This window comes from Aquimarina callyspongiae (assembly GCF_034322225.1).
In the GTDB taxonomy this organism is placed as follows: Bacteria; Bacteroidota; Bacteroidia; order Flavobacteriales; family Flavobacteriaceae; genus Aquimarina.
Genome location: NZ_JAXLPA010000003.1, coordinates 350,348 through 375,287, shown reverse-complemented (window position 1 = coordinate 375,287; position 24,940 = coordinate 350,348). Strand labels below are relative to the sequence as shown.

18 protein-coding genes are annotated in these 24,940 nt (G+C 32.2%); 16 read left to right on the top strand and 2 right to left on the bottom strand.

Annotated features, from left to right (window positions below; all coding sequences use genetic code 11):
* Positions 1-36 precede the first annotated feature (36 nt).
* From U0D62_RS13965 to U0D62_RS13955, 3 genes are read left to right on the top strand one after another with little or no spacing between them, the layout of a single operon-like run.
* The gene (locus tag U0D62_RS13965; RefSeq protein ID WP_322287924.1) at positions 37-1,365 is read left to right on the top strand and encodes a quinol:cytochrome C oxidoreductase; all 1,329 of its coding nucleotides are present in this window, start codon (positions 37-39) and stop codon (positions 1,363-1,365) included.
* A gap of 31 nt (positions 1,366-1,396) precedes the next feature.
* Positions 1,397-2,473 (top strand): cytochrome c oxidase subunit II, encoded by a 1,077-nt coding sequence (locus tag U0D62_RS13960; RefSeq protein ID WP_322287923.1) that lies wholly within the window; start codon positions 1,397-1,399, stop codon positions 2,471-2,473.
* A gap of 43 nt (positions 2,474-2,516) precedes the next feature.
* Positions 2,517-4,328, top strand: coding sequence for a cytochrome c oxidase subunit I (locus tag U0D62_RS13955; protein WP_322287922.1), 1,812 nt, complete (start codon positions 2,517-2,519; stop codon positions 4,326-4,328).
* A gap of 121 nt (positions 4,329-4,449) precedes the next feature.
* Here U0D62_RS13955 and U0D62_RS13950 read toward each other — a convergent pair whose 3' ends face one another.
* Positions 4,450-4,665: a hypothetical protein gene (locus U0D62_RS13950; RefSeq protein ID WP_322287921.1), complete on the bottom strand. Its 216-nt coding sequence runs from the start codon at positions 4,663-4,665 to the stop codon at positions 4,450-4,452.
* Positions 4,666-5,047: 382 nt separating this feature from the next.
* On the opposite strand from U0D62_RS13950, the gene ruvB reads away from it, so the two are divergent.
* The 9 genes from ruvB to U0D62_RS13905 all read left to right on the top strand — a co-directional run bounded on the left by ruvB (position 5,048) and on the right by U0D62_RS13905 (position 14,298).
* Positions 5,048-6,070: a Holliday junction branch migration DNA helicase RuvB gene (gene ruvB / locus U0D62_RS13945; RefSeq protein WP_322287920.1), complete on the top strand. Its 1,023-nt coding sequence runs from the start codon at positions 5,048-5,050 to the stop codon at positions 6,068-6,070.
* A gap of 30 nt (positions 6,071-6,100) precedes the next feature.
* Positions 6,101-7,441 carry a cytochrome P450 gene (locus U0D62_RS13940; protein WP_322287919.1) on the top strand — a complete coding sequence of 447 codons (1,341 nt, stop codon included), beginning with the start codon at positions 6,101-6,103 and terminating at the stop codon, positions 7,439-7,441.
* 131 nt (positions 7,442-7,572) lie between these two features.
* Positions 7,573-8,100, top strand: coding sequence for a mechanosensitive ion channel domain-containing protein (locus U0D62_RS13935; protein ID WP_322287918.1), 528 nt, complete (start codon positions 7,573-7,575; stop codon positions 8,098-8,100).
* A 3-nt stretch (positions 8,101-8,103) separates the two neighbouring features.
* On the top strand, positions 8,104-9,030 hold the full coding sequence (queG, locus tag U0D62_RS13930) for a tRNA epoxyqueuosine(34) reductase QueG (protein WP_322287917.1): 927 nt from the start codon (positions 8,104-8,106) through the stop codon (positions 9,028-9,030).
* A gap of 66 nt (positions 9,031-9,096) precedes the next feature.
* Positions 9,097-10,950 carry a tetratricopeptide repeat-containing sensor histidine kinase gene (locus tag U0D62_RS13925; RefSeq protein WP_322287916.1) on the top strand — a complete coding sequence of 618 codons (1,854 nt, stop codon included), beginning with the start codon at positions 9,097-9,099 and terminating at the stop codon, positions 10,948-10,950.
* Positions 10,943-11,680, top strand: coding sequence for a LytR/AlgR family response regulator transcription factor (locus tag U0D62_RS13920; RefSeq protein WP_322287915.1), 738 nt, complete (start codon positions 10,943-10,945; stop codon positions 11,678-11,680). Before U0D62_RS13925 ends, U0D62_RS13920 begins: the two co-directional genes overlap by 8 nt.
* A gap of 117 nt (positions 11,681-11,797) precedes the next feature.
* Positions 11,798-12,478: a hypothetical protein gene (locus U0D62_RS13915; RefSeq protein ID WP_322287914.1), complete on the top strand. Its 681-nt coding sequence runs from the start codon at positions 11,798-11,800 to the stop codon at positions 12,476-12,478.
* Positions 12,479-12,838: 360 nt separating this feature from the next.
* On the top strand, positions 12,839-13,510 hold the full coding sequence (locus U0D62_RS13910) for a hypothetical protein (protein ID WP_322287913.1): 672 nt from the start codon (positions 12,839-12,841) through the stop codon (positions 13,508-13,510).
* A 149-nt stretch (positions 13,511-13,659) separates the two neighbouring features.
* The gene (locus U0D62_RS13905; RefSeq protein ID WP_322287912.1) at positions 13,660-14,298 is read left to right on the top strand and encodes a hypothetical protein; all 639 of its coding nucleotides are present in this window, start codon (positions 13,660-13,662) and stop codon (positions 14,296-14,298) included.
* 137 nt (positions 14,299-14,435) lie between these two features.
* Here U0D62_RS13905 and U0D62_RS13900 read toward each other — a convergent pair whose 3' ends face one another.
* Positions 14,436-17,561, bottom strand: coding sequence for a T9SS type A sorting domain-containing protein (locus U0D62_RS13900; RefSeq protein WP_322287911.1), 3,126 nt, complete (start codon positions 17,559-17,561; stop codon positions 14,436-14,438).
* A gap of 379 nt (positions 17,562-17,940) precedes the next feature.
* Here U0D62_RS13900 and U0D62_RS13895 point away from each other — a divergent pair, with 379 nt between their 5' ends.
* The 4 genes from U0D62_RS13895 to ruvA all read left to right on the top strand — a co-directional run bounded on the left by U0D62_RS13895 (position 17,941) and on the right by ruvA (position 24,939).
* Positions 17,941-19,659, top strand: coding sequence for a sodium:solute symporter (locus tag U0D62_RS13895; RefSeq protein WP_322287910.1), 1,719 nt, complete (start codon positions 17,941-17,943; stop codon positions 19,657-19,659).
* A 13-nt stretch (positions 19,660-19,672) separates the two neighbouring features.
* Entirely contained in the window at positions 19,673-21,619 is a 1,947-nt protein-coding gene (locus U0D62_RS13890) for a trehalase family glycosidase (protein ID WP_322287909.1), read from the top strand.
* Positions 21,620-21,905: 286 nt separating this feature from the next.
* Positions 21,906-24,215, top strand: coding sequence for an NADP-dependent malic enzyme (locus U0D62_RS13885; RefSeq protein WP_322287908.1), 2,310 nt, complete (start codon positions 21,906-21,908; stop codon positions 24,213-24,215).
* 142 nt (positions 24,216-24,357) lie between these two features.
* Positions 24,358-24,939 carry a Holliday junction branch migration protein RuvA gene (gene ruvA / locus U0D62_RS13880; RefSeq protein WP_322287907.1) on the top strand — a complete coding sequence of 194 codons (582 nt, stop codon included), beginning with the start codon at positions 24,358-24,360 and terminating at the stop codon, positions 24,937-24,939.
* Position 24,940 lies beyond the last annotated feature (1 nt).

Here is a 24,940-nt window from a genome sequence, read left to right as displayed (position 1 = left end):
ATAGCTAAAAGTTAAGAATAACGATATTATTAAGATATGTATACGCTATCAAATAGATTAAGATTATTTTCTATCATTCTAATGGTCGTAGGTGGAATTGGACTAGTTTCAGGATTTCTTTCCACTCCAGAATCCGTTGAAGAGGTAAAAGAAATGATGGCAGCGCACGACGCTCATGGAGGTGGTCACGGAGAATCTCAAGCAGAGGAAGCTTCCCACGAAAGTAAAGGTCACGATCAGGATGCACACGGAGGTGATGAGCATTATGAGCATGTGTTACACCAATTACAGAATAAGCCTTGGGCTTCATTATATGTAGCAGCATTTTTCTTTTTTATGATTGCTTTGGGAGTGCTGGCATTCTATGCAATACAATTTGCTTCTCAGTCAGGATGGTCCCCTGTATTATTTAGGGTGATGGAAGCAATAACAGCATATTTGGTTCCTGGAGGAATTATCCTATTCGTTATTTTAGCGTTGTCAGGATTCCATGTAAATCACTTATTTGTTTGGGCAGATCCAGAAGTTGTAGCACACGATAAATTAATTCAAGGTAAGGCAAGCTGGTTAAATGGAACTGGATTTATCATTAGAGCCGCTATCTTTTTAGGAGGATGGTTGTTATATCGTCATTTTGCAATCAAATATTCAAGAAAACAAGATGAAGATGCAACAGGTAACAAATGGTATAAGAAAAGTTTTAAGATATCTGCAGCATTCTTAGTATTCTTTATATATACAGAATCAATGGCATCTTGGGATTGGATTATGAGTTTTGATCCGCACTGGTTTAGTACTTTGTTTGGTTGGTATGTGTTTGCAAGTTTATTTGTATCTGGAATTACTACAATTGCATTGATTACTATATACCTAAAATCAAAGGGATATCTTGACTTTGTAAACAATAGTCATATCCACGATTTAGCTAAATTTATGTTTGGTATCAGTATTTTCTGGACATACCTTTGGTTCTCTCAATTTATGTTGATATGGTACTCTAATATTCCTGAGGAAGTAACGTATTTTATAACGCGAATTGACGATTATAAACTACCATTCTTTGGAATGTTAGTAATGAACTTTATTTTCCCACTATTGGTGTTGATGAATAGTGATTTCAAACGAGTAAATTGGTTTGTAGTAATGGCTGGTATTGTAATTTTATGTGGTCATTATATAGATGTATATAATATGGTTATGCCAGCAACAGTTGGAGCATCATGGTTTATTGGTGTAAGTGAGATAAGTGCAGTGCTATTATTCTTAGGATTGTTCTTGTTTGTAGTGTTTAGAGCATTGACCAAAGCACCATTATTAGCCAAAGGAAACCCATATATAGAAGAAAGTAAACACTTTCATTATTAAATTAGAATTGTAAAAAAGAAGATAGATAAAAATGACTGTATTCTTAACCATAGTAGTTATAGCGCTTTTTGGAATCACGTTGTGGCAGATGTCAAAAATTTTGAAGTTGTCACAAGGAAAAGGGGCAGATAACTCTCAAGTAGCTAATGACAAGGATAATAACTTACAAGGTAAGTTAATGTTGGCATTCGTAATATTCATGTACTTACTAACCATATATTGTTTCGTACAGTATAACAGTTACTTCTTACCAGAGTCAGCTTCAGAACATGGAGTTGATTATGATCAATTGATGTTGATCTCTATGGTTTTGATTATGATTGTACAGATTCTTACACAAGGATTGTTACATTATTTTGCTTACAAGTATAGAGGTAAGAAAGGAAATAAAGCTTTATTCTTTGCCGATAATGACAAGTTAGAATTTATCTGGACAATTATTCCAGTGATTGTTTTAGCTGGATTAATCATCTATGGATTGTTTACTTGGTCTGATATCATGAATATTGATGAAGAAGAAGGAGATCCTCTAATAGTAGAATTATATGCATACCAGTTCGATTGGAGAGCTAGATATGCAGGAGAAGATAATGTATTAGGAAAAGCTAATGTGCGTTATATCGAAGGGATTAACACGTTAGGTGTGGATGTAGCAGATACCTACGGAAAAGATGATAAAATTACTACTGAGCTGCATTTGCCAGTAAATAGAAAAGTAATTTTTAAAATGAGATCTCAAGATATCTTACATTCGGCATATATGCCATTCTTTAGAGCCCAGATGAATGTTGTTCCTGGTATGATTACTGAATTTGCATATACTCCTACAATTACATCAGAGGAGATGAGAAACAGTGAATTTATGGTGGAGAAAGTTGCTACCATTAACAATATCAGAAGAGAAAAAAGCAAAAAATTAGTTGCAGCTGGTGATGAAGCTTTAGAAACATATACTTTTGATTATTACTTATTATGTAATAAGATTTGTGGAGTTTCGCACTATAATATGCAAATGAAGATTGTGGTAGAATCCGAAGAGGATTATGAAGCTTGGTTAAAAGAGCAAACCACTTTTGGAGAACAATTATCGGCTCAGGCCAGCAACTAGAAGAAATAGAAATTAATATATTTTATTAAAAAGAAATAGCGTTATGTCAGCAACTCACGGAGATAGCCACGATCACGATCACGGGCACCACCATAAAGAGACATTTATTACCAAATATATATTTAGTCAGGATCATAAAATGATCTCTAAGCAGTATCTGATTACTGGTTTAATTATGGGTATCATTGGTATTGCAATGTCTATTTTATTTAGAATGCAATTGGCTTGGCCAGATCATAAATTTACAATTTATGAAGTGCTTCTAGGAAAATTTGGAGAAGACGGAGTGATGGATCCAAGTATATATCTTGCGTTAGTAACTATCCATGGTACTATAATGGTATTCTTTGTGTTAACTGCAGGTTTAAGTGGTACATTTAGTAACTTACTAATTCCACTACAAATTGGAGCACGAGATATGGCTTCTGGATTCTTAAATATGATATCCTACTGGTTATTTTTCTTGAGTAGTGTTATTATGGTATTGTCTTTATTTGCTGAAGCTGGTCCTGCATCTGCTGGGTGGACTATTTACCCACCTTTAAGTGCTTTACCACAAGCAATAGGAGGTTCAGGAACCGGTATGACTCTATGGCTGGTATCTATGGCAATCTTTATTGCATCGTCACTATTAGGATCACTGAATTACGTAGTTACTGTAATTAACCTTAGAACAAAAGGAATGTCAATGACTCGTTTACCATTAACAATATGGGCATTCTTTGTAACAGCTATTATTGGTATTGTTTCTTTCCCAGTATTATTATCTGCTGCGTTACTACTTATAATGGATAGAAGTTTTGGAACTTCGTTCTACCTTAGTGATATATATATTCAAGGAGAAGTTTTACATAACCAAGGAGGTTCACCAGTACTTTTTGAACATTTGTTCTGGTTCTTAGGACATCCAGAGGTATACATTGTATTATTACCAGCCCTTGGGATAACATCAGAAATTATTGCTACAAATGCACGTAAGCCTATCTTTGGATATAGAGCGATGGTTGCGTCAATTTTAGCAATTGCTTTCTTATCAACAATTGTTTGGGGTCACCATATGTTTATTTCAGGAATGAACCCATTCTTAGGATCGGTATTTACTTTTACAACATTATTAATTGCAATACCTTCGGCGGTAAAAGCTTTTAACTATATAACTACCTTATGGAAAGGTAACTTGCAGTTGAATCCTGCAATGTTGTTTTCTATAGGTTTGGTCTCTACTTTTATTACTGGAGGACTTACAGGAATTATCTTAGGAGATAGTACATTAGATATTAATGTTCACGATACATATTTTGTAGTAGCTCACTTCCACTTGGTAATGGGTATCTCTGCATTGTATGGTTTATTTGCAGGAGTATATCACTGGTTCCCTAAGATGTACGGTAAGATGATGAATAAAAATCTAGGGTATGTGCATTTTTGGGTAACAGCAATTGGAGCGTATGGAGTATTCTTCCCAATGCACTTTGTAGGTATGGCAGGATTACCACGTCGTTACTATACAAACTCTAATTTCCCATACTTTGATGATTTAACAGATACCAATGTATTGATTACAATCTTTGCTTTGATTACAGCTGCGGCTCAATTGGTATTCTTATATAATTTTATCAGTTCTATTTTCTACGGTAAGAAAGCGGTTAGAAACCCTTGGAAATCTAATACTTTAGAGTGGACAACGCCAGTAGAGCATATGCACGGAAACTGGCCTGGAGAAATTCCTCACGTACACAGATGGCCATATGATTATAGTAAAACTAGTGAGAATGGAGAGTATGTGATCGCTGGACAAGATTATGTGTCTCAGATCACACCAATGCAAGATGGAGAAGAAGAACTACATCATTAAAAGATGATTATAAAATATCTAAAAGCCTTTTCAATTTTTTGAAAAGGCTTTTTCTTTTAGTCAATTTATATCTTAAAAAAAATAAGAAATTCAAAAAACTAAAACAAAGTGCTAGTTGTTATTAAGAAGGACCATTAACACGACATTCCCAAGTATTAGGTGCAGCATTGTTATCTGCACATGGATGACATATGGTTCCGGGACGTGTGCAACTGTTAATGCACCCTTGCAAACTTCCGCAGAACCCTGCTATAGGTACACCGTCAAAACCACCTTTTATTTGTTTTTGTTCAGTTTTGTTTAATGTTTTTCCAAGATTTAAAATGTCTTTTAACATGTTTTATAGGTTTTTAGAATATTATAAAATCGCAATCATTTAGAGACACTTGCGGTGTATGTCTGTAGATTATGTTTTATAGTGAAAATAGAAAGCTATCAAGTATTCAATATCTTTTTTTTAAATGTATTTAAAAAAGATATTGTGCCTTAGCGTATTGAGAAAAGATTGTACCAAATTTAACAGTTAGTATAATTTTTAAATACAAAAAATGAGTTTTATAGGGTATATGGGTTTCAAAAGAAGTTATTTTAAAGGTTAGGTCGTTGTATTCTTTTGTAGAATGAATTCTAAAGATAGGTTTCTTTCAATCTTAAAAATGACTATCTTTTCTATTATCTTTGCGAATGGTTAATTTTGATTCTTATTATTTAATAGGCATATGAACGAAAACTTAGATCCGACTAACGAGAATTTTTCAAATGAAGATCTTGATATAGAGAGAGCCTTAAGACCGCTTAATTTTAATGATTTTACAGGGCAGGATCAGGTATTAGAAAATTTACAGATTTTCGTTCAGGCGGCTAATTTACGAAGTGAAGCTTTGGATCATACCTTGTTTCATGGTCCACCAGGACTTGGAAAAACTACATTGGCTCATATTTTAGCTAATGAATTAGGTGTAGGAATTAAAGTTACTTCTGGACCGGTATTGGATAAACCAGGAGACTTAGCTGGTTTGCTAACCAACTTAGATGATAGAGATGTCTTATTTATAGATGAAATTCATCGATTAAGTCCAATTGTAGAAGAGTATTTGTATTCTGCAATGGAAGATTATAAGATTGATATTATGATCGAAAGTGGGCCAAATGCGCGTACTGTTCAGATTAATTTAAATCCATTTACGTTGGTTGGTGCCACAACCCGTTCAGGACTTCTTACAGCTCCTATGAGAGCTCGTTTTGGAATCCAGTCAAGATTACAATATTATACTACAGAACTGTTGTCTACAATTGTTCAAAGAAGTGCGCATATTTTGAATGTTCCTATTTCTATGGAAGCTGCTATCGAAATCGCAGGAAGAAGTAGAGGAACACCAAGAATCGGGAATGCTCTCTTAAGAAGGGTGCGTGATTTTGCGCAAATCAAAGGAAATGGAAAAATCGATATTGAGATTTCTAAGTTTGCTTTAAAAGCATTAAATGTAGATGCTCATGGATTAGATGAGATGGACAATAAAATCTTAACTACTTTAATAGATAAGTTTAAAGGAGGTCCTGTTGGAATCACAACTTTGGCAACCGCTGTAAGCGAAAGTGCAGAGACTATAGAAGAAGTATATGAACCTTTCTTGATTCAGCAAGGCTTTATTATGCGAACTCCGCGTGGAAGAGAAGTTACAGAAGCAGCCTATAAACATTTGGGACGTATAAAAGGAGGAATCCAAGGTGGATTATTTTAAAGATATGTTCAATTAATTGATAATAACTCAATGGCCGACAGATCAGTTCCAATCGTTTCTTTTTTTAAAGTTCTTAAGAATACTAGCAGAATTTTAAAAAACCCTTTGCCTTTTCATAATGAGAATTTTGAGAAGCACGGTGATATTTTCAAAGTACAACTTGGGCCTGTTAAGACTGTGACTTTTACACGTGACGCTGGATTTGCTAAACATATGTTGCAAAAACAACATAGAAAGTATCATAAGTCAGAATTACAATCCAAAGATTTGGCAAGGTATATTGGTGAAGGCTTATTAACTTCTAACGGAGAAAAATGGTTAAAGCAACGAAGATTGATTCAACCTGCTTTTCATAAGAAAAAGCTTGAATCCATTGTGATTACTATCAAAGAAGTTGTGCAGGAAGAGTTAGCAAAAGTAAAACCTGATGTTACTTTTGATGTTTTTCCGATTATGAGTGATTTAGCATTTAAAGTAGTTGCAAAGTCATTGTTTAGTTATACGGGGAATGATCATACCATTTCGAGACTGCAATATATTACTGAAATGGCTCAAAAATCCTTAATTAAGGAGATAAGACAGCCTTATAAACGTTGGTGGTTACATCTTAGCGGAAAAATCAAAAGCACTCTTAAACTTACTCAGGAAGCCAGAGATATCTTAAATTCAATTATTGAAGAGCGCAAAAAATCTGATGTAGAGTATGATGACCTGTTGGATATGCTTTTGGCATCTAGATATGAAGATGGTACGGCAATGGATAATGAGCAACTTATTGATGAAATTTTAATCCTTTTTACTGCAGGTCATGAAACAACCTCTAATGCACTTTCCTTTACGTTATTATTACTTGCTTTACATCCAGAGATTCAAGAAAAGGTTTATCAAGAATCACAAAAGACCTTTGATGAGATCTCTCCAATAGAACAAATTTCAAAATACCCTTATGTTAAACAGTGTATAGAAGAATCTATGCGAATGTATCCACCTGCATATTTTTCTGATCGTTTAGCTATTGAAGATGATAAGTATAAGGATCTTGAATTACCAAAAGGATCAACTATATTAATTTCTTTCTATGAAATTCATAGGCATACAGATTTCTGGAAAGATCCAGAAAGATTTGACCCAGAAAGATTTCATCCTAATAAAAATAAAAAAGAAAATGCAGATTGGTATTTTCCTTTTGGGGCAGGGCCTAGAATGTGCATAGGTAATAATTTTGCTATGTATGAAATGATTTTAGCTATTAATGAGCTGGTAAAAAAATATAGAATTAGTACTTCTGCAAATACAGTCGAAATTAAACCTCTTATTACCCTTAAACCTTTGAATTCTTCATTAAAGTTTACTTTAAGAAATACAGAATAGTAATTAACATTGCTTTTGAAATTTTCTGTAGTAGTATTACATCCAATTCCTGTATATCATAACCCTGTATTTGGTATTTTTACAAAATCAAAAATGTCAGAGACATAACTAACTTATTAATGTGTTAAGTGATGATAATTTATAAAGATGAAATTTTACTATCAATTGTAGTTTTTGCAATATTGATTTTTATTCTCTTGGTGACTAAAAGAATAATCAAAAATTTTATAGTACTAAGAAGAATAAATGCAGATAGAAAAAAAATAATACTCAGCTTACTTTATTTGTTTTTTTATGCAATTGCAGGAACAACTCTAATGATCATTTGGGGAGTGGAGTTTGATCAGTTAAGTGTGTTTATTTCATCTGTATTAGCGGTTGTAGGAATAGCTTTTTTTGCTCAATGGTCGATTTTGTGCAATCTTACAGCTAGTATAATTCTATTCTTTAGTCATCCTGTTAGGATTGGTGATCGTATCAGAGTCTTGGATAAAGATTTTGATTGGACAGGAGAGGTGAAAGATATTACTGGGTTTTATCTTTTTATGCTTACAGATCAAGGAGAAAATATTACACTGCCTACCTCTTTGGTGATTCAGAAAGGTATTCAGATAATGGATAAAAGTTCTTTAGAAAAAATCAGTGAGGAAAAAGAATAAAAATTGAATTCTAAAACTACATATACTCAATTTATTAAATCTGAAGCAAAACGTCTTGGTTTTCTTTCTTGTGGTATTTCTAAAGCGGAATTTTTAGAACAAGAAGCGCCACGCTTAGAGAAATGGCTAAATCAAAATATGCATGGCGAAATGAGCTATATGGAAAACCATTTTGATAAACGTCTGGATCCCACAAAATTGGTTGAAAGTTCTAAAAGTGTTGTCTCGTTATTGTTAAATTATTATCCCTCAGAAAGTCAAAAAGATCCTCAAGCTCCTAAAATTTCGAAATATGCCTATGGCACCGATTATCATTTTGTAATTAAAGATAAGTTGAAACAGCTTTTGCAAAGTATACAAGAAGAAATTGGAGAGGTTCAAGGAAGAGCGTTTGTAGATTCTGCTCCTGTATTAGATAAAGCCTGGGCAGCTAAAAGTGGATTAGGATGGATTGGTAAACATAGTAATTTGCTTACGCAAAAGGTGGGGTCCTTTTATTTTATTGCAGAACTTATTATAGATCTCGACCTCGAATATGATAGCCCTGTTACAGATCATTGCGGGACCTGTACTGCGTGTATTGATGCCTGTCCTACACAAGCAATTGTACAGCCTTATGTTGTAGATGGAAGTAAATGTATTTCGTATTTTACTATAGAACTTAAAGAAGAACTACCTCAGAGTTATAAAGATAAGTTTGATAACTGGATGTTTGGCTGTGACGTATGTCAAGATGTGTGTCCTTGGAATCGTTTTTCAAAACCTCATAATGAACCTCTTTTTAATCCAAAACCTGAACTTCTGGATATGACCAAAAAAGATTGGGAAGAAATAACACAAGAAGTGTTTTCAAAAGTGTTTCAAAAATCTGCAGTAAAAAGGACTAAGTTTTCTGGATTAACAAGGAATATTAGGTTTTTAAAAGAGTAATCTTTGTGTTTGAGTTTAAAAACATATTTTAGTGAATCTAAATTGATTTTTTTCTATAAAAAATATATGCGAATACCTTATCCGATATTTTTAATATTACTAGTCGTCTTACTATGCTGTGCTTGTCATAAAACAGATTCAGAAAATGATTTGTTAAATAAGATTACTGATGTTGATGATTTACATTCTTTAGCAAAAAACACTGTAAATGATTCAACATTAGTCTACATCGCTGCCGCCCGATTTATCATTGATAACGATAAAAGATTACCAGATACCCTTCTGATAGAAAATCTTTTTAGAAAGGGTTATTATTACAAAAAAATAGAACAGTTTGACTCTGCCATGTTTTATTTTCATAAAACTATTGATTTGGTGAAGGGCCCGAATACTAGAAAAAGAAATCTTGCCTATTTCTGGAATGCATGGCAAACAGATGAAGATAATAATAGATTAGCTAACGCTGTTAGTGCTGCCCAAAAGTTTGTCGAAATTTCTAAAGGAAAGGAACATATTCCTGATTTGGTATTCGCATACAATTTCTTAGAGCGAATAAACCTGGATTTAGGAGATTTTGATAAATCATTATACTACAATTCAAAAACATTAGAAGCAGCAAAGCAATCTTCAGATATAGATATGTACGTGATAACTGGTAGTGAAAAAGCAAAAATACTTTATCGTCATCAAAAGAAAAAGAAGGAAGCTTTCGCTTTGTTGGATAGTTTAAGTACTATAGACTGTGGAAAAGATGCAAAAAGACAGTTATATAGGATGAACGGGAATCTTCATTTTTATGAACAAAATTATACAGAAGTATTAAAGTATTACAAGACCGTACTCGAACTCTCTAAAGAAATTAAAGAGTATCATAACTATAATTTATTAGAATCATATAATAATTTAACACTTACATATTTAACGACAGAAGAATATGATATTGCAGGAAAATACTTGGACTCTACAAAAGCAATTATAACACCTAATTCTGATGCGGACTATGTTGCGAAATATCATAGGTATCGCTTTAGGCATAATTATAGAACAAAGAAAAATGAGGATGAACTTATCACCGAGTATGATAATTTACTAGAAGAAAGTAGAAAACAACATCAAAAAAAGATTGATGAAGAGCTTTTTGCGTTAAAATCCGCCAATGAAAAAGAAAAAATAGCGATTGCAGCCAAAAATGAATCTGAACTTAAAAATATAAAACTCATTGCTCTATTAATTTTTTCTGGGTTGTTACTATTGATCGGTTATTTATTGTACAGGCAAAGACGGTATAGATTTCATAAACAAGAAATACAGATACAACAACGTTTGTTGCGAGCGCAAATGAATCCACATTTTACATTCAATACTTTATCCGTTATTCAAAATCAAATTGAAGAAAATCAGGAAGGAGCTGTAGATTATCTGCTCAGATTCTCTAGATTATTACGATTGATTCTTGAAAATTCAATACATAACTATGTTCAGATAGAAAATGAATTAGAGTTGTTGGGCAAATATATGGATCTTCAATTACTACGTTTTCCTGATAAATTTGAGTACAATATTAGCTTAGAAAATTTCGAAGAGGAGAACCTGATGTTTATTCCACCAATGCTTATTCAACCTTTTGTAGAGAACAGTATAGAACACGGCTTTTTAGGGATACAGCATAAGGGACAAATAGATATCACTTTACGACTGCAATCTAAATATGTTCATTGCACCATAGAGGATAATGGAGTAGGTTTGGATACTACGAACAAAGGGTATAAAAACTCTGTGTCTGTGAAGTTAATTTCAAAATTTGTTTATAAAACCACAAAACAAAAGATTAGCATTTTGAACAAAAAAGATAGTAATGTGAACAAATCAGGAGTGTTGGTTGAGTTTTTAATCCCTTATAAATTTTCTGAAAATGATTAAAGCAATGGTAATAGACGATGAAGCTTATATCAGAGATAAGATAAAAGCCAAAATCGAACAATATTTTAATGAATATATTGAGATTATTGATGAGGCAGGAAGCGTAGCTGATGCAGTAAAAAAAATAGAAGAAAAAAAACCAGACTTACTTTTTTTGGACATTCAACTAACCGACGGGACAAGTTTTGATTTGCTAGAAAAAATTAAGAATAAAAATTTTGACATCATATTTGTGACAGGATTTGATGATCATGCGATAAAGGCGATAAAGGTGGGCGCCTTAGATTATATTTTAAAACCTATAGATGACACAGAATTTAAAGAAGCTGTAACAAAAGCTATTAAGAATTCAAAAAAGGAAAATGACTTAGAGAAATTGGTAGAGATATCCAGTGAGTATTTTCAAGGGGTGCAACAGAAGCGCATTATTCTAAAAACCTTGGACAATGTATATGTGGTCTATGAGGATGATATTTTGTATTGTAAATCGGAAGGTAATTATACTACATTTTATACTTTGAAGACAAAGAATATAGTAGTTTCAAAACCTATTAAGAAAGTGATCGATCTATTGTCAGAAGATATCTTTATACGATGTCATCAATCTTATATCGTAAATAAAAAGCAAGTTTCACGTTACAATAAGCAAGGGGTTTTAATCATAGAACCGGATATAAAAGTTCCTGTGTCTAGTAGACGTAAAGATTATGTAATTGATAAAATTTTTTGAATGACGAAAATGAAATTATGCATTACCAAAATGAATTTGTTGATGTCAAATATGAAATTATCGTTTTAAAAATTTATTATTTATTACATTTAAAAAATTGGAAAACATTAAAAAATTATGAAAGCAATATTTAGATTTTCTTTGCTATTTCTGTTCATTACCTTTTATTCTTGTGATAAAGAAGCTGTAACAGAGGATAGCATAATAGGAAATAATAAAAGTTTTAATGCTGCGAATACGGCAGATGAACCTTCAGAATTAGAAACAAGGATGCAGTGGACATCCTTTGTATTAGGACAGACTGTAACAAGACATCCATCTGCGGAAGAGTTTTTTATAAATGCCTTGGCTAATAGTTCACAGACTAATGTAATAACACTAAGAAGTTTGTTAGATAAAAATATTGCTAATAATGCCTTTGAGGAAGCATTTAAACTAGAATTTTTGTATTACGCTAGTCATCATGCATGTAGGTTTGGAGATGATCCGGATGGAAGTCCTAAGCCGTCTAATAAACCGCCGCCAGAATCTGTAGAGAATGGAAATTCTATGGATTATGAAGATTTATATGTGTATTCACTTTTAAATGATCCGGGTGATCTTGAGTTTGAATTATATCTGCCTAATGGTTATACTGGTAATCCAGAGAGTAATCAAATAACTACTTCGGCATATTCATCTGGAATATCAGTCGAAAATACGCAAGGATATATCCATGAAAATCGTTGTGATACATATAGTACTAATGTTACTCCTGATTATAGAGGGAATCTTATTATCATACAGTATAAGAATTAAAAACAAAGTTGTAACATATAACTTAAAAAAAGATAAAGCCTTTTGATTTATTTCAAGAGGCTTTTTTGTTTTCGAATTACGAATTTGAATTTATTAATAACACTTATGAATCTTCTGTTGCCCTCTCATTTTATTAATCTCAAATTTGACCTGTAACAAAATAATAAAGGTTTTTAACAGATAAGTGCTTACGGATAGTTTACAATCCAATCCTTTAAGAGAAAGCATTAATACTTCTCTCCTCTTAGTTGTCAAAAACCAAGAAAATACTTTTCGCGAAGAGTAGACATATTAGGTGAATGTCTTTAAAAAATCACTTTAATGAAATATAAAAAATTAATTAAAAAAATCATTTAAAAAATGAAGAGATTAAACATATTACAGGTTTTTATAGTTGCATTTACGTTATCAATGATAGTATCTAGTTGTTCTAAGGATATTGAAGAAATAGACGAGCCAATTCAAAAAAACTCTCTTAAAAAAAGATCTGAAGAAAGTGGAAGTTTCATTCTTAATTCTATTGATAAGATAATAAATGATTCGGTGGAACAGGATTTTAGTGATTTAGAGTTAAATCAAAAAACATTGGATTATTATGGTGATTTATTTGGGGTGTCAGAGGAGTCGCTAAATGTGGAAATGGCAGAAAAAATTGTTGTTCAAGTAAAAAATATTATGAATAATGGGATTGATAATTTTCTAAAAAGAACAAAATTTTCAGCATATACAAAAGAAAAAATAAAAACAGTATTTAGTGGAAAGCTATTAACTGGGATTGAAAAGGAAGAAGAATTTTTAGCTCTAATTAATGAAGAGCAAACCTTGTTGTTAACTCTTCATTCTATAGCATTAGAATCATACCAAGAAATCAATAACCAGAACAGAGGATGTACCATAAATGGTATTCCAGCTCCTTGTGGAGCTGCGGGTGCCATAATTGGTTTGATTGTTGGGATAAACACTTGTGGTATACCATGTGGAATTGGTGGAGCTATCATAGGAGGTGTTATTGGAGCAGCTAGTAAAAGATAAAACTGATTAAATCATCTGTCATATATGTACTGGACCTATAGTATAGTATATAAGTAGTTTGGACAAGTTTTTCAGATGAAAGGTGAAAAGGCTATTTCATGAATCTATGAAATAGCCTTTTATTTCTTATCGTTTATAAATTACGAAACATGAAAATTCTAGTATTCATTTTAATATTCTTGACAATAAGTTGTCAAAATAAAGATCTTCCCTCAAATTATTCGTTTCATCTTGATTCATCAAAAATCTATTTGATTTTTAGAGGTACTAATACTAAAGCAGGTATAGTTTCAAAGAACTTTAATATATTAAATAAAAAAATTTCGCATATTGGTTTAGGGGTTTATGAAATAGATCGATGGAACATTTATCACGTTGTAAATACAGATAATGCAGATTCAGATTTGGTTATAGATAACTTTGAATCTTTTAGCTCTGTAAATGATGGAGTAGTTGATTATATGGCTATTTACGAATTGATAGATGTGAAAAGTGTAGAACGGAATAATTTACTTGATCAATTGAAAAATATGAAAACTAAAAAAATTAAGTTTGATAATTCCTTTTCAATTAATAATGGAGATAATTTACTTTATTGCTCAGAGTTTGTCGTGAGGATGTTATCAGAAATAAAAGAATCAAAATTTAAGTATATTCCTAGGACTGTAGAATTAAATTCCTTTCAAACAGCTTACATAGGCAAAGAAACATTGACCTATTATCCAGTAGATATTTTTCTTGAAGATATTGATGAACTTAAATTGATTAAAGAGTTTAATTTAAATTAACAAAAATTCAAGTTCAGAGTTTAATGGTTGTAAATGGAGTTATAATGAATTATTACTTCTTTAACAATAAAAAGCATTCAGGGTTACTTTTTAATCCTGAATGTTTTTATTGAATATTCTTGTTTTTCAAAGAACTTTTAATTAATCTTTTTTTGATGATTAATTACTATCTTTTTAGTCGTAATATGATTATCAATAAATATTTTTAAGATATAAATTCCATTAGGTATTTTGGAAGTATCCATACTTAAAGATTCTTCTTTAGAACTGATTTGCTTAATAACTCTTCCTAAATTATCAAATAATATTACTTGAGTGTTTTTGTCTATTTCTTTTAAACCGATGTTAATATTTAGAATGTTATTTACAGGGTTGGGATAAATTTTTATAGCGCTAAAAATATCTTTATTCTTGTTTTTCGAAATTTTATCAGTTGACTTAGGGTCACCTTCACCATCATTATCAACCTCTACTTGTATTTGGGAGACTCCTCCACAACCGCAACTGTTTATGGTCTTCGCTTCGATAATTCCATCTTGATTTGTGTTAGTTGGTCGTCCCCAAGACCAATTTACGTTTATATTTGGGTTATAATCCCATCCAGTTGGATAGGTCCATTGATATTCTGCACTATAGTTGTTTGTCTCCAAGCTGTTATATTCTGCTAACGCTGAAGGAGCTACAGAAGTAGGGCCATCAATTACAGGAGGTTTTGGTAAACCTATCCATAATGGTTTAATAATTTCTTGCCCATTATTAAATGTTGCTTTTACCCAAGCTGCTTGATTTACTATTGAAAATGGTTTTACTTGTATGTTGTAATCACCATAATTAATGACTTCTAAATTTGAAGACACCTCCCATTCTTTTACTATACCTGGTACAGAACAAACGTCTTGAAAAGCATAATTTCTTGTGTCTAAATTACATAATACGGATGTTCCGATTAATCTATTTACGTTTAAAGGGATATATGGATCTTGTCTTTTTCCAGAGAGTTCTTCAAGTAACCAATCCACGCTTTTTGAATTAAAACTTGTATGTGCTGTATTGTTACTTTCTCCGTAATAACTATCAAAAGGAGTTAAATTCTGACATACTAAATTTTTGTTTAAGGCTTGATGCCAAGATCTATCCGGGCTTAAATGACCAAGAGCTGAAAAAGTTGAAATGAATGAATGTGTTGGTTTTAATTCTCTTGTTTGCATATATCCAATAGGTAATCCTTCCCTTCTTGTTGATTTATTTAACTCATATTGCCCTGGATACCAACCACCAGAAACATTATCCATATTCCCTCTTGAATTATTATTGGTTAAATAAAGAGACTGATCAAGATTTCCTATTGATGGACCAAGCTTTAACCTAGATATTTTTCCGTTTTCACCGGTACTTTTCTTAAAATATGTTTCTAAACTGAAAATATGAGTGGTAAATGGAATATCTGCAAAACCTCTGATATTTAAAGTTCTTTGCCCATTTTGGGAAAAATAACCATTTGAAATGGCATTTATATCACTAGTATATTGCTTAGAATTTGTTAATGATCCATTGGTAATAGCAATTTTCCTTAAATTTTGTGGGTACCCTTTTGATCCAGATAGCCCATTATTAAATAAATTATCATAGAAATTTCTAAAAAAAGTAGACCCTCTTGAATAACTATATCCTTGAGAAACGGTTCTGGCATTTAATTTAGTTTGATCCAATTGGTTACCATTTCTCCCATTATATTGTTCTATTAATTGTTGTTTAGCGGCAACAGAACCCAATTGCCTATCTCTAAAATCTAATGCACCATCAAGACCAAAACCTGCCAATTGATGAATAGCTGCTTGAATGCCGATTGGAATATTAGCGCCTAAATGAGGGCTATCTATACTTATCCATAATCTAGTTTTATGTTTCCACTCAGTACTATTTGTTTGACTAAACTTTTTTTCCATATAAGCCAATGCATACCGTGAAATTTGCCCACCCATACTTGGACCTACAATAACTAATCCATTGGTTTTAGAGATAGTACTACCACTGTTGTTATTAGCTAACTCTGTATTCAACCATTTAATTAAGGTGACCAATGTTTTTCCATTACGCTCTATATAATCCGCGCCTCCATCAATTTCTGGCTGCCCGTTTATTTGATGAGTTGGATTGTTCACTATTACTACGTCGTAACCTATTGCTCTCAATTCTGTAATAAGATTTCTCGTATCATCATTAGAATCTTTATAATAATTAAAATCCCAAATTGAAACATGTTCTTCATTACTAAAAAAGCCATTATATAGATCCACACAATCTGGGTCATTAGCACAGTCTGAATCTGTAATTCTTCTCCTATCTCCTGGATCAAAACCGTCAATTATAATAATAGGTTTTCTTAGATTTGGATTACTACCTTCATTAGTTCTATAATAAATTCTATAATCCATTTTTCCTTTTTTTCCATTAAAAGTTTCATCTGAAATCACAGAATGGTTGCTAATCTTTCCAGAATATTTATTACTTGATTTATTTACTATTACATAAACCTTCGATTCAATTGTTTTTGTTGTTCCATCATCGTAACTAGCTTTAAAATAAATTAATTTATCTCCCGTTGAGACGTATGTTTGTTTGACTTGATTAATAACTAACTGGTCGTTACGAATGATCTCATATGTCTTATTATTTTCAAATTTAGCAACTAGACTTACGATCTTTTTTTTTGAATTGTTAAACCATAAGTCTTTTTTAAATTTATAAGTAATAGTTTTTCCTTTAACCGCAATTCTTAGCGGAGAAATTATCAAACTCTTGTTATTTAAAAATGGAGACCTACCAGGTATTAATTTGAATTTATTATCCTCTATAGTTAATCCTGATTTTGCAGAGTTTGATTTATCATAGTTTATGGTTTCGTAAGATGTACTTATGATACCCATATATACAATGTCGTTAGAGATGTTCTCTTTCTTAAGATTCTTTTTTAATGTAGTTGATGATATAAATTTCTTTTTATTTGATGCGATATGCAAATCTAACAATGCCTGTTTAAAATAGGCATAGTTTACTGGTTCTGTTCGGTTTTTAGAGTTTACTTTATCTAGATGAGACCAATTAGCAGAGCGGTCTAGTAGAATCCCAGAATTAATCTGAGATGTATCTAAACTTTCAATCATTTTATCAATTTCATCATTGATTTTTGGTTCTTTTATGTCTTGTGAAAATGTAGTATGACAAAAAAGAAGTAGTAAGATAATTTGTAACTGTTGTTTCATAATATTTGAAATTTAATATGTTCATATTGATTCAAATATTATGTTTAATGTTTAGTATAAAAACACTGTTTTCAAATACGAAATAATATATTTCATATTTGTATGTAATAACTTAACTTTTGGTTTAAGGTTTATTCAACTCTTTTAATTTAAACCCATCACGTGATTTTTAAGTTTAATAAATAAAACACAATAGTTTTTGAAAATTCCATAATACAAACGCTTACATTTCTTAATCTTCTGATTTTGATCTTTAAAAACACATTGTTTTTAAGATAATCTTGTATATTCATCGGGCTTTTGACTGAAAATTAAGCGTTTTTAACATTAAGAGCATTTAAGTTGAAGTTTTAAAAAGTCAAAATTCAATACTTCACATATGAATGAATTATCTTATATCGATATAGCTGTTATTGTAGTGTATTTGATTGGTATTATTATCTACGGAATATCAAAGTCAAAAAGAGGGAGTTCAGAAGATTATTTTTTAGGAGGGCGTACAATGACCTGGCCTATTGTTGGGATTGCTTTATTTTCGGCGAATATATCGAGTTCAACTCTTGTTGGATTAGCTTCAGATGCTTATCAAACCAATATAAATGTATATAATTATGAATGGTTTGCAGTAGTTGTGTTAATATTCTTTGCGATTTTTTTCTTACCATTTTATTTGAAATCACGAGTGTATACAATGCCAGAATTTCTGGAAAGAAGATACGATAAAAGGTCACGCTATTACTTTTCTTTTATTACAGTGGTCGGAAATATTTTGGTTGATACTGCAGCAGGATTATATGTAGGTAAAATTGTTTTAACTTTATTATTTCCATCTCTTGATTCTACTTTAATATTGATAATTTTAGCAGTCGCTGCTGCGGCTTACACAATTCCGGGAGGCTTAAATTCTGTTATTCAAACAGAAGTAATTCAGGCAATATTGCTAATTCTGGGGTCTTGCTTGTTGACTTATTTTGCTTTTGAACAATTAGGAGGAGGATGGTCAGGAATGATGGCCAAATTAGATGGAATGTTATCTGCGGGAGAAGTAAGTTTTGGTGATCGGGCAACTGAAGGAAAATTTATTCCTCAAGATTCTGGAGAAGTATTTAGTTTGGTAAGACCTAATAATGATGAGTTTATGCCTTGGTGGGGATTACTTACAGGAGTTCCTTTGTTAGGATTTTATTTTTGGGCAAATAATCAATTTATGGTGCAACGTGTTTTAGGAGCAAAAGATCTAAACCACGGGCGATGGGGAGCATTATTTGCGGGATTATTAAAGTTACCAGTGATCTTTATCATGGTAGTTCCAGGTGTATTAGCATTATTGTTGTTTAGTACTTTGGATATTTCAGCACTTAACTATGGTTTGACGAATGGAGAAATTTGTAATAACCTTGCAGATTGCCCCAACCTTACATATCCAGTATTGTTGTTTCAGTTATTACCAGTAGGAGTTTTAGGATTGGTAGTAGCAGGTTTGATGGCTGCTATGATGTCATCTGTTTCTGCAACTTTTAATTCTGCATCTACCTTAGTTACTATGGATTTTGTAAAACAATTAAAACCAGAACTTACGAGTAAGCAATTGGTAAGAGTAGGACAAATTACTACTGTGATACTTGTTGTTTTAGCAATTTCTTGGGTTCCTTTTATAGAAAGTGTTAGTGATTCTCTTTGGACATATTTGCAGTTGGTTATAGCATATACCTGTCCACCAGCAGTATCTACTTTTGTTTTAGGATTGTTTTGGAAACGAGCTAATGGCACCGGATCAATAGTTAGTCTATTAATAGGTTTTTCTTTGGCTATCTTAATGATTCTTTCTCAAACATTTGATTGGATAGAAGTGGTAAACGAACTTCATTTTCTTGCAAAAGCTACTTGGTTATTTATAATTTGTATTTCAATTCATATGTTGGTGAGTTTAATGACAAAACCTCAATCAAAAGAACAAATAGAAGAATATACCTATAGAAAAGCGATGTTCTCAGAAGAATCAAAAGAACTTTCGGGATTACCCTGGTTTAAGAATTATAGGATTTTGTCTTTGATTTTACTTGCTATTACTGCTATCGTTGTTGGATTCTTTTGGTAATTAAAAAATAAGTATGAGAAGAAGATTTCTGGCTTTTAAAAGCATTGCATTAGTAATAATATTTTTGATGTTTGGCTGTAAGCAAAACAAACAAGCATCTGTATCTAATTATCATTCAGAATTAGAAAAATTAATTACTCAGGAAGATACTGATGGGGATAAGAAAATAACAATTGAAGATAAAGGTCCCAGATGTTTTGAATTTGTTAATTCAGATGGTGAAAAATATAAAGTTGAAGGTGTTTATCATTTGTCAAACTTGCTTCAGGAATTAGCTATAACAAAAGGAGATCAAGCTATAGCCATAGAAAGAATAAAGGAACTACCTTCAGATCGAATTTCGCGACTTATAAAAACTCGATTTTGGGACAATCTTACCCGATCTATAGACAAAGAAGGATTAAAAAAAGTACTTGAGGATTCAAAAGCAAATTCGGATGTATTACGATTATATATTCCTTTTCAAGATACCGTAGCGGCAAGATATTTTAAAACTTTAGAAAACGATATTCCGAAACTTGAAGTAATAGTTTTGCCAGAAGAAATAACGCCAGATTATGTAAAGAATCTTAATAGTAAACCTGGAATACTAAACTTAGCTAGTAAGATAAATGATATTGGAGCATATTTTGGAACTCCATTTGTTGTTCCAGGAGGAAGGTTTAATGAAATGTATGGTTGGGATAGTTATTTTGAATCAGTAGGATTATTGATCGATAAACGAGCTGATTTAGCAATGGCAATGGCAGATAATTTTGGATACCAAATTAAACATTATGGAAAAATCTTAAATGCTAATAGGAGTTATTATCTAACCCGTACACAACCTCCATTTTTTAGCTCATTGATAAAAGAAATATACCTTAACAATCCTAATGTTTCTAAACCCTGGCTTTCAGGAAATCTTAAAATGGTTATACAAGAATATGAAACAGTTTGGATGAAAGAAAATGTTCGATTAACCAATACCGGGCTTAACAGGTTTTATGGAGAAGGAATAGGAATACCACCAGAAACAGAAGAAGGACATTTTGACTTTATACTCGAAAAATATGCTAAGAAACATAAATTAAACCTAGAAGATTTTACCAATCAATATAATTCTGGAGAACTTAGAGACCCTGGTTTAGATGAGTATTTTACTCATGATCGTTCAATGAGAGAAAGCGGGCACGATACTTCAAATCGATTAGATGCTATATGTGCAGAACTAAATACGGTTGGGCTAAATAGTTTGTTGTATAAATATGAGGTGGACATTGCATATTTAATTAAAAATGTGTTTAACAATAGTTTTGTTATAAATGATACTCGCTATGATTCAGAATTCTGGTTAAAAAAGGCTGAAAGAAGAAAAAAAATAATGAATACTTTGATGTGGAATGAGCAGAAAGGATCATTCTATGATTATAATTTTGTAACAAAAAAGCGAACAGAAGTATCGTCTGTTACTAATTTTTACCCGTTATGGGCTGGGATTTGTACTAAGGAGCAGTCAGAAACATTACGAAAAAAACTTTTTAACACCTTAGTTCAAAAAGGAGGAATTGCCGGAACATCAGATATTTTTAATAAGGACGATCCAAATGCACCACAGCGTCAATGGGATTATCCAAATGGTTGGGCTCCACATCAAATGATCATTTGGAGAGGGTTACAAAATTATGGTTATACAAAAGAAACACAAGAATTAGTGTATAGATGGCTCTGGATGATTACCAGAAATGCAGTTGATTACAATGGTACAATTCCTGAAAAGTATGATGTGGTCAAATGTACACATAAAGTATATGCAGAGTATGGAAATGTAGGGACAGAATTTGATTATATTACTCCTAGTGGTTTTGGGTGGATGAATGCATCGTATCAGCTAGGACTAAGTCTTTTAAGTAAGGATTTAAAGAATAAGTTAGATCATTTAGTTGACCCTGATGAGATTTTTAAGAAAATCAATAAATAGATGTATAATCGTTAATATAATTGTTAAAAAAACGTATTCTTTTTTCTATTCGTGATTTTTTGAAAGATTGCTTACTTTAAATTTCTGCATCTCAAACAGACTTGTACCTTTGTATAGTATTAGTTGTAATGTGAACAACAAATAGAAACTAGATAAAGAGAGTCTAGAGATTGAACTTTTTTTTGGTGTGTTTGCCGGAATAATTATGTAAAAGTTTAGTTTCTAGGCTCTTCTGATCTATTTTCTGGTAAATAAATACAAGTTTGCACATTTATCTTGATTTAGTATGAGTATTGAAAGTAAAAGAAGAGAAGCATTAGTATACCACGCAAAACCTACCCCAGGTAAAATAAAAGTGGTCCCCACAAAGAAGTACGCAACTCAAAGAGATTTGTCTCTGGCATATTCTCCAGGTGTTGCAGAACCATGTTTGGAAATTGAGAAAGAAAAAGCAAATGTATATAGGTATACGGCAAAAGGAAATCTTGTTGCTGTTATATCAAATGGTACAGCAGTTTTAGGATTAGGAGATATTGGGCCGGAAGCTTCAAAACCTGTTATGGAAGGAAAAGGACTCCTTTTTAAAATTTTTGCGGATATCGATGTCTTTGATATTGAAGTAGACACTAAGGACGTTGACGCATTTATAGAGACGGTTAAAAACATCGCGCCAACTTTTGGAGGAATTAACTTAGAGGATATCAAAGCTCCAGAAGCATTTGAAATCGAAAGACGATTAAAAGAAGAATTGGATATTCCTGTAATGCATGACGATCAACACGGTACAGCTATTATTTCTGCAGCAGCATTACTTAATGCATTAGAAATTGCCGGCAAAAATATAGAAGAAGTTAAGATAGTTGTGAGTGGAGCGGGCGCAGCTGCGGTATCTTGTACAAGACTATATAAAGCATTTGGAGCTAGAGGAGAAAATATAGTAATGACTGATAGTAAAGGTGTTATCAGGAAAGATCGTGATAGCCTTACTCCCGAAAAAGCAGAATTTGCCACAGATCGTGATCTTAATGATTTAGAAGATGCAATGAAAGGAGCAGATGTATTCATCGGTTTGTCAATGGCTAATCTTGTGACTCAGGATATGTTAATCTCAATGGCAGATAATCCTATTGTTTTTGCTATGGCTAATCCAGATCCTGAAATCAAATATGATTTAGCTATAAGAGCAAGAGAAGATGTTATTATGGCAACAGGAAGAAGTGATCATCCTAATCAGGTAAATAATGTACTAGGATTCCCTTTTATTTTTAGAGGAGCAATGGATGTAAGAGCTACCGGGATTAATGAAGAAATGAAAATGGCGGCAGTAAAAGCATTAGCTGAGCTGGCAAAAGAACCCGTTCCTGAGCAAGTAAACATTGCATATGGCGAAACACGTCTTAATTTTGGTAAAGATTATATTATTCCTAAACCATTTGACCCAAGATTGATAGCCAAAGTTCCACCTGCTGTAGCAAAAGCTGCAATGGAAAGTGGGGTGGCTACAGAACCAATTACAGATTGGGAGAAGTATGAAGATGAGTTGCTGGAAAGAATGGGTAACGACAATAAATTAGTTAGATTGTTGTTGGATAGAGCCAAAACTAATCCTAAAAGAGTAGTTTTTGCAGAAGCAGATCATTTGGATGTGTTAAAAGCTGCTCAGACTGTAAAAGAAGAAGGAGTTGCAATTCCGATATTATTAGGGCGCAGAGATATTATCTTAGAGTTAATGCAAGAGATTGATTTTGACCCAGAGAATATCACCATAATTGACCCAAAAGCAGATGAAGAGTGTGATCGAAAAAATGCATATGCGAGAAAATATTGGGATACGAATAAACGAAAAGGAATTACATTATATGATGCAGAAAAATTAATGCGTGAGCGTAATTATTTTGCAGCTATGATGGTTAATGAGGGAGATGCGGATGCATTACTTTCAGGATATTCTAGAAGTTACCCTACGGTGGTAAAACCGATGCTTGATCTTATTGGGTTGGCCAAAGGAGCGACACGTATTGCAACTATGAATGTAATGATGACAGATAAAGGACCATTATTTATTAGCGATACTTCGATTAATATTGATCCTTCTTCAAAAGATTTGGCTAAAATAGCACAAATGACTGCTAGAACGGTAGAGATGTTTGGAGTTAAGCCAATAATTGCTATGGTGTCTTATGCTAACTTTGGGTCTTCAAAACATCCAAGTGCAACAAAAGTAAAAGACGCAGTTGCTTATTTGCATCGTTATTATCCTAATCTTATTGTCGATGGAGGATTACAGATGAACTTTGCTTTGAATAGAAAGATGAGAAAAGATAAATTTCCGTTCTCTAAGCTTAATGGTCAAAAAGTAAATACATTGGTATTTCCTAATTTGGACTCTTCTAATAGTAATTACAAATTATTAAGTGAGCTTAATAATGCAGAATCTATTGGGCCAATTATGATGGGTATGAGTAAGCCTGTACATATTTTACAATTGGGAGCTAGTGTAGAAGAAATAGTTAATATGGCAGCTGTAGCAGTAATTGATGCTCAGGAAAAAGGAAAAAGAGCTCGAGAATATTCTTTAATTTCAGAAAATATCTAAAAATAAATTAACGGCATAAAAACCGTATAAAAAAACTCATAATTAGTAACCTTTGTACAGAATCATGTACAAAGGTTATTTTTTAACACTTTTAATCTAGCAGAATTTTATTACTTTTGGATGCTTAACACACAAACGACAGATGATCACACATATTAAGGGGCGGCTGGTTGAAAAAAATCCGACAGATGTGGTAATTGAATGTAATGGAGTAGGGTATATACTACACATTTCATTACATACTTTTTCTTTAATCCCAGAAGGAGAAGTACTACAATTATACACACATCTTCAGGTAAAAGAAGACTCACACACCCTTTTTGGTTTTGCAGAAAAATCTGAGCGAGAAATTTTCAGACTTTTAATTTCAGTTTCAGGAGTTGGTGCAAGTACAGCCAGAACAATGTTATCATCATTACACCCCACCCAGATAAAGGAAGCGATCGCTTCTAACGATGTTGCAACAATCCAATCAATTAAAGGAATCGGAGCAAAAACTGCACAGCGAGTCATTTTAGATCTAAAAGATAAAATTCTTAAAGTTTATGATATTGACGAAGTTTCTGTATCACAAAACAATACGAACAAAGATGAAGCGTTATCTGCATTAGAAACCCTAGGTTTTAATCGAAAACTTGCAGAAAAAGCAGTTGACCGAGTCCTAAAAACTAACCCCAAAGAAACCGTTGAAAATATTATTAAACAAGCACTAAAAAATTTATAGA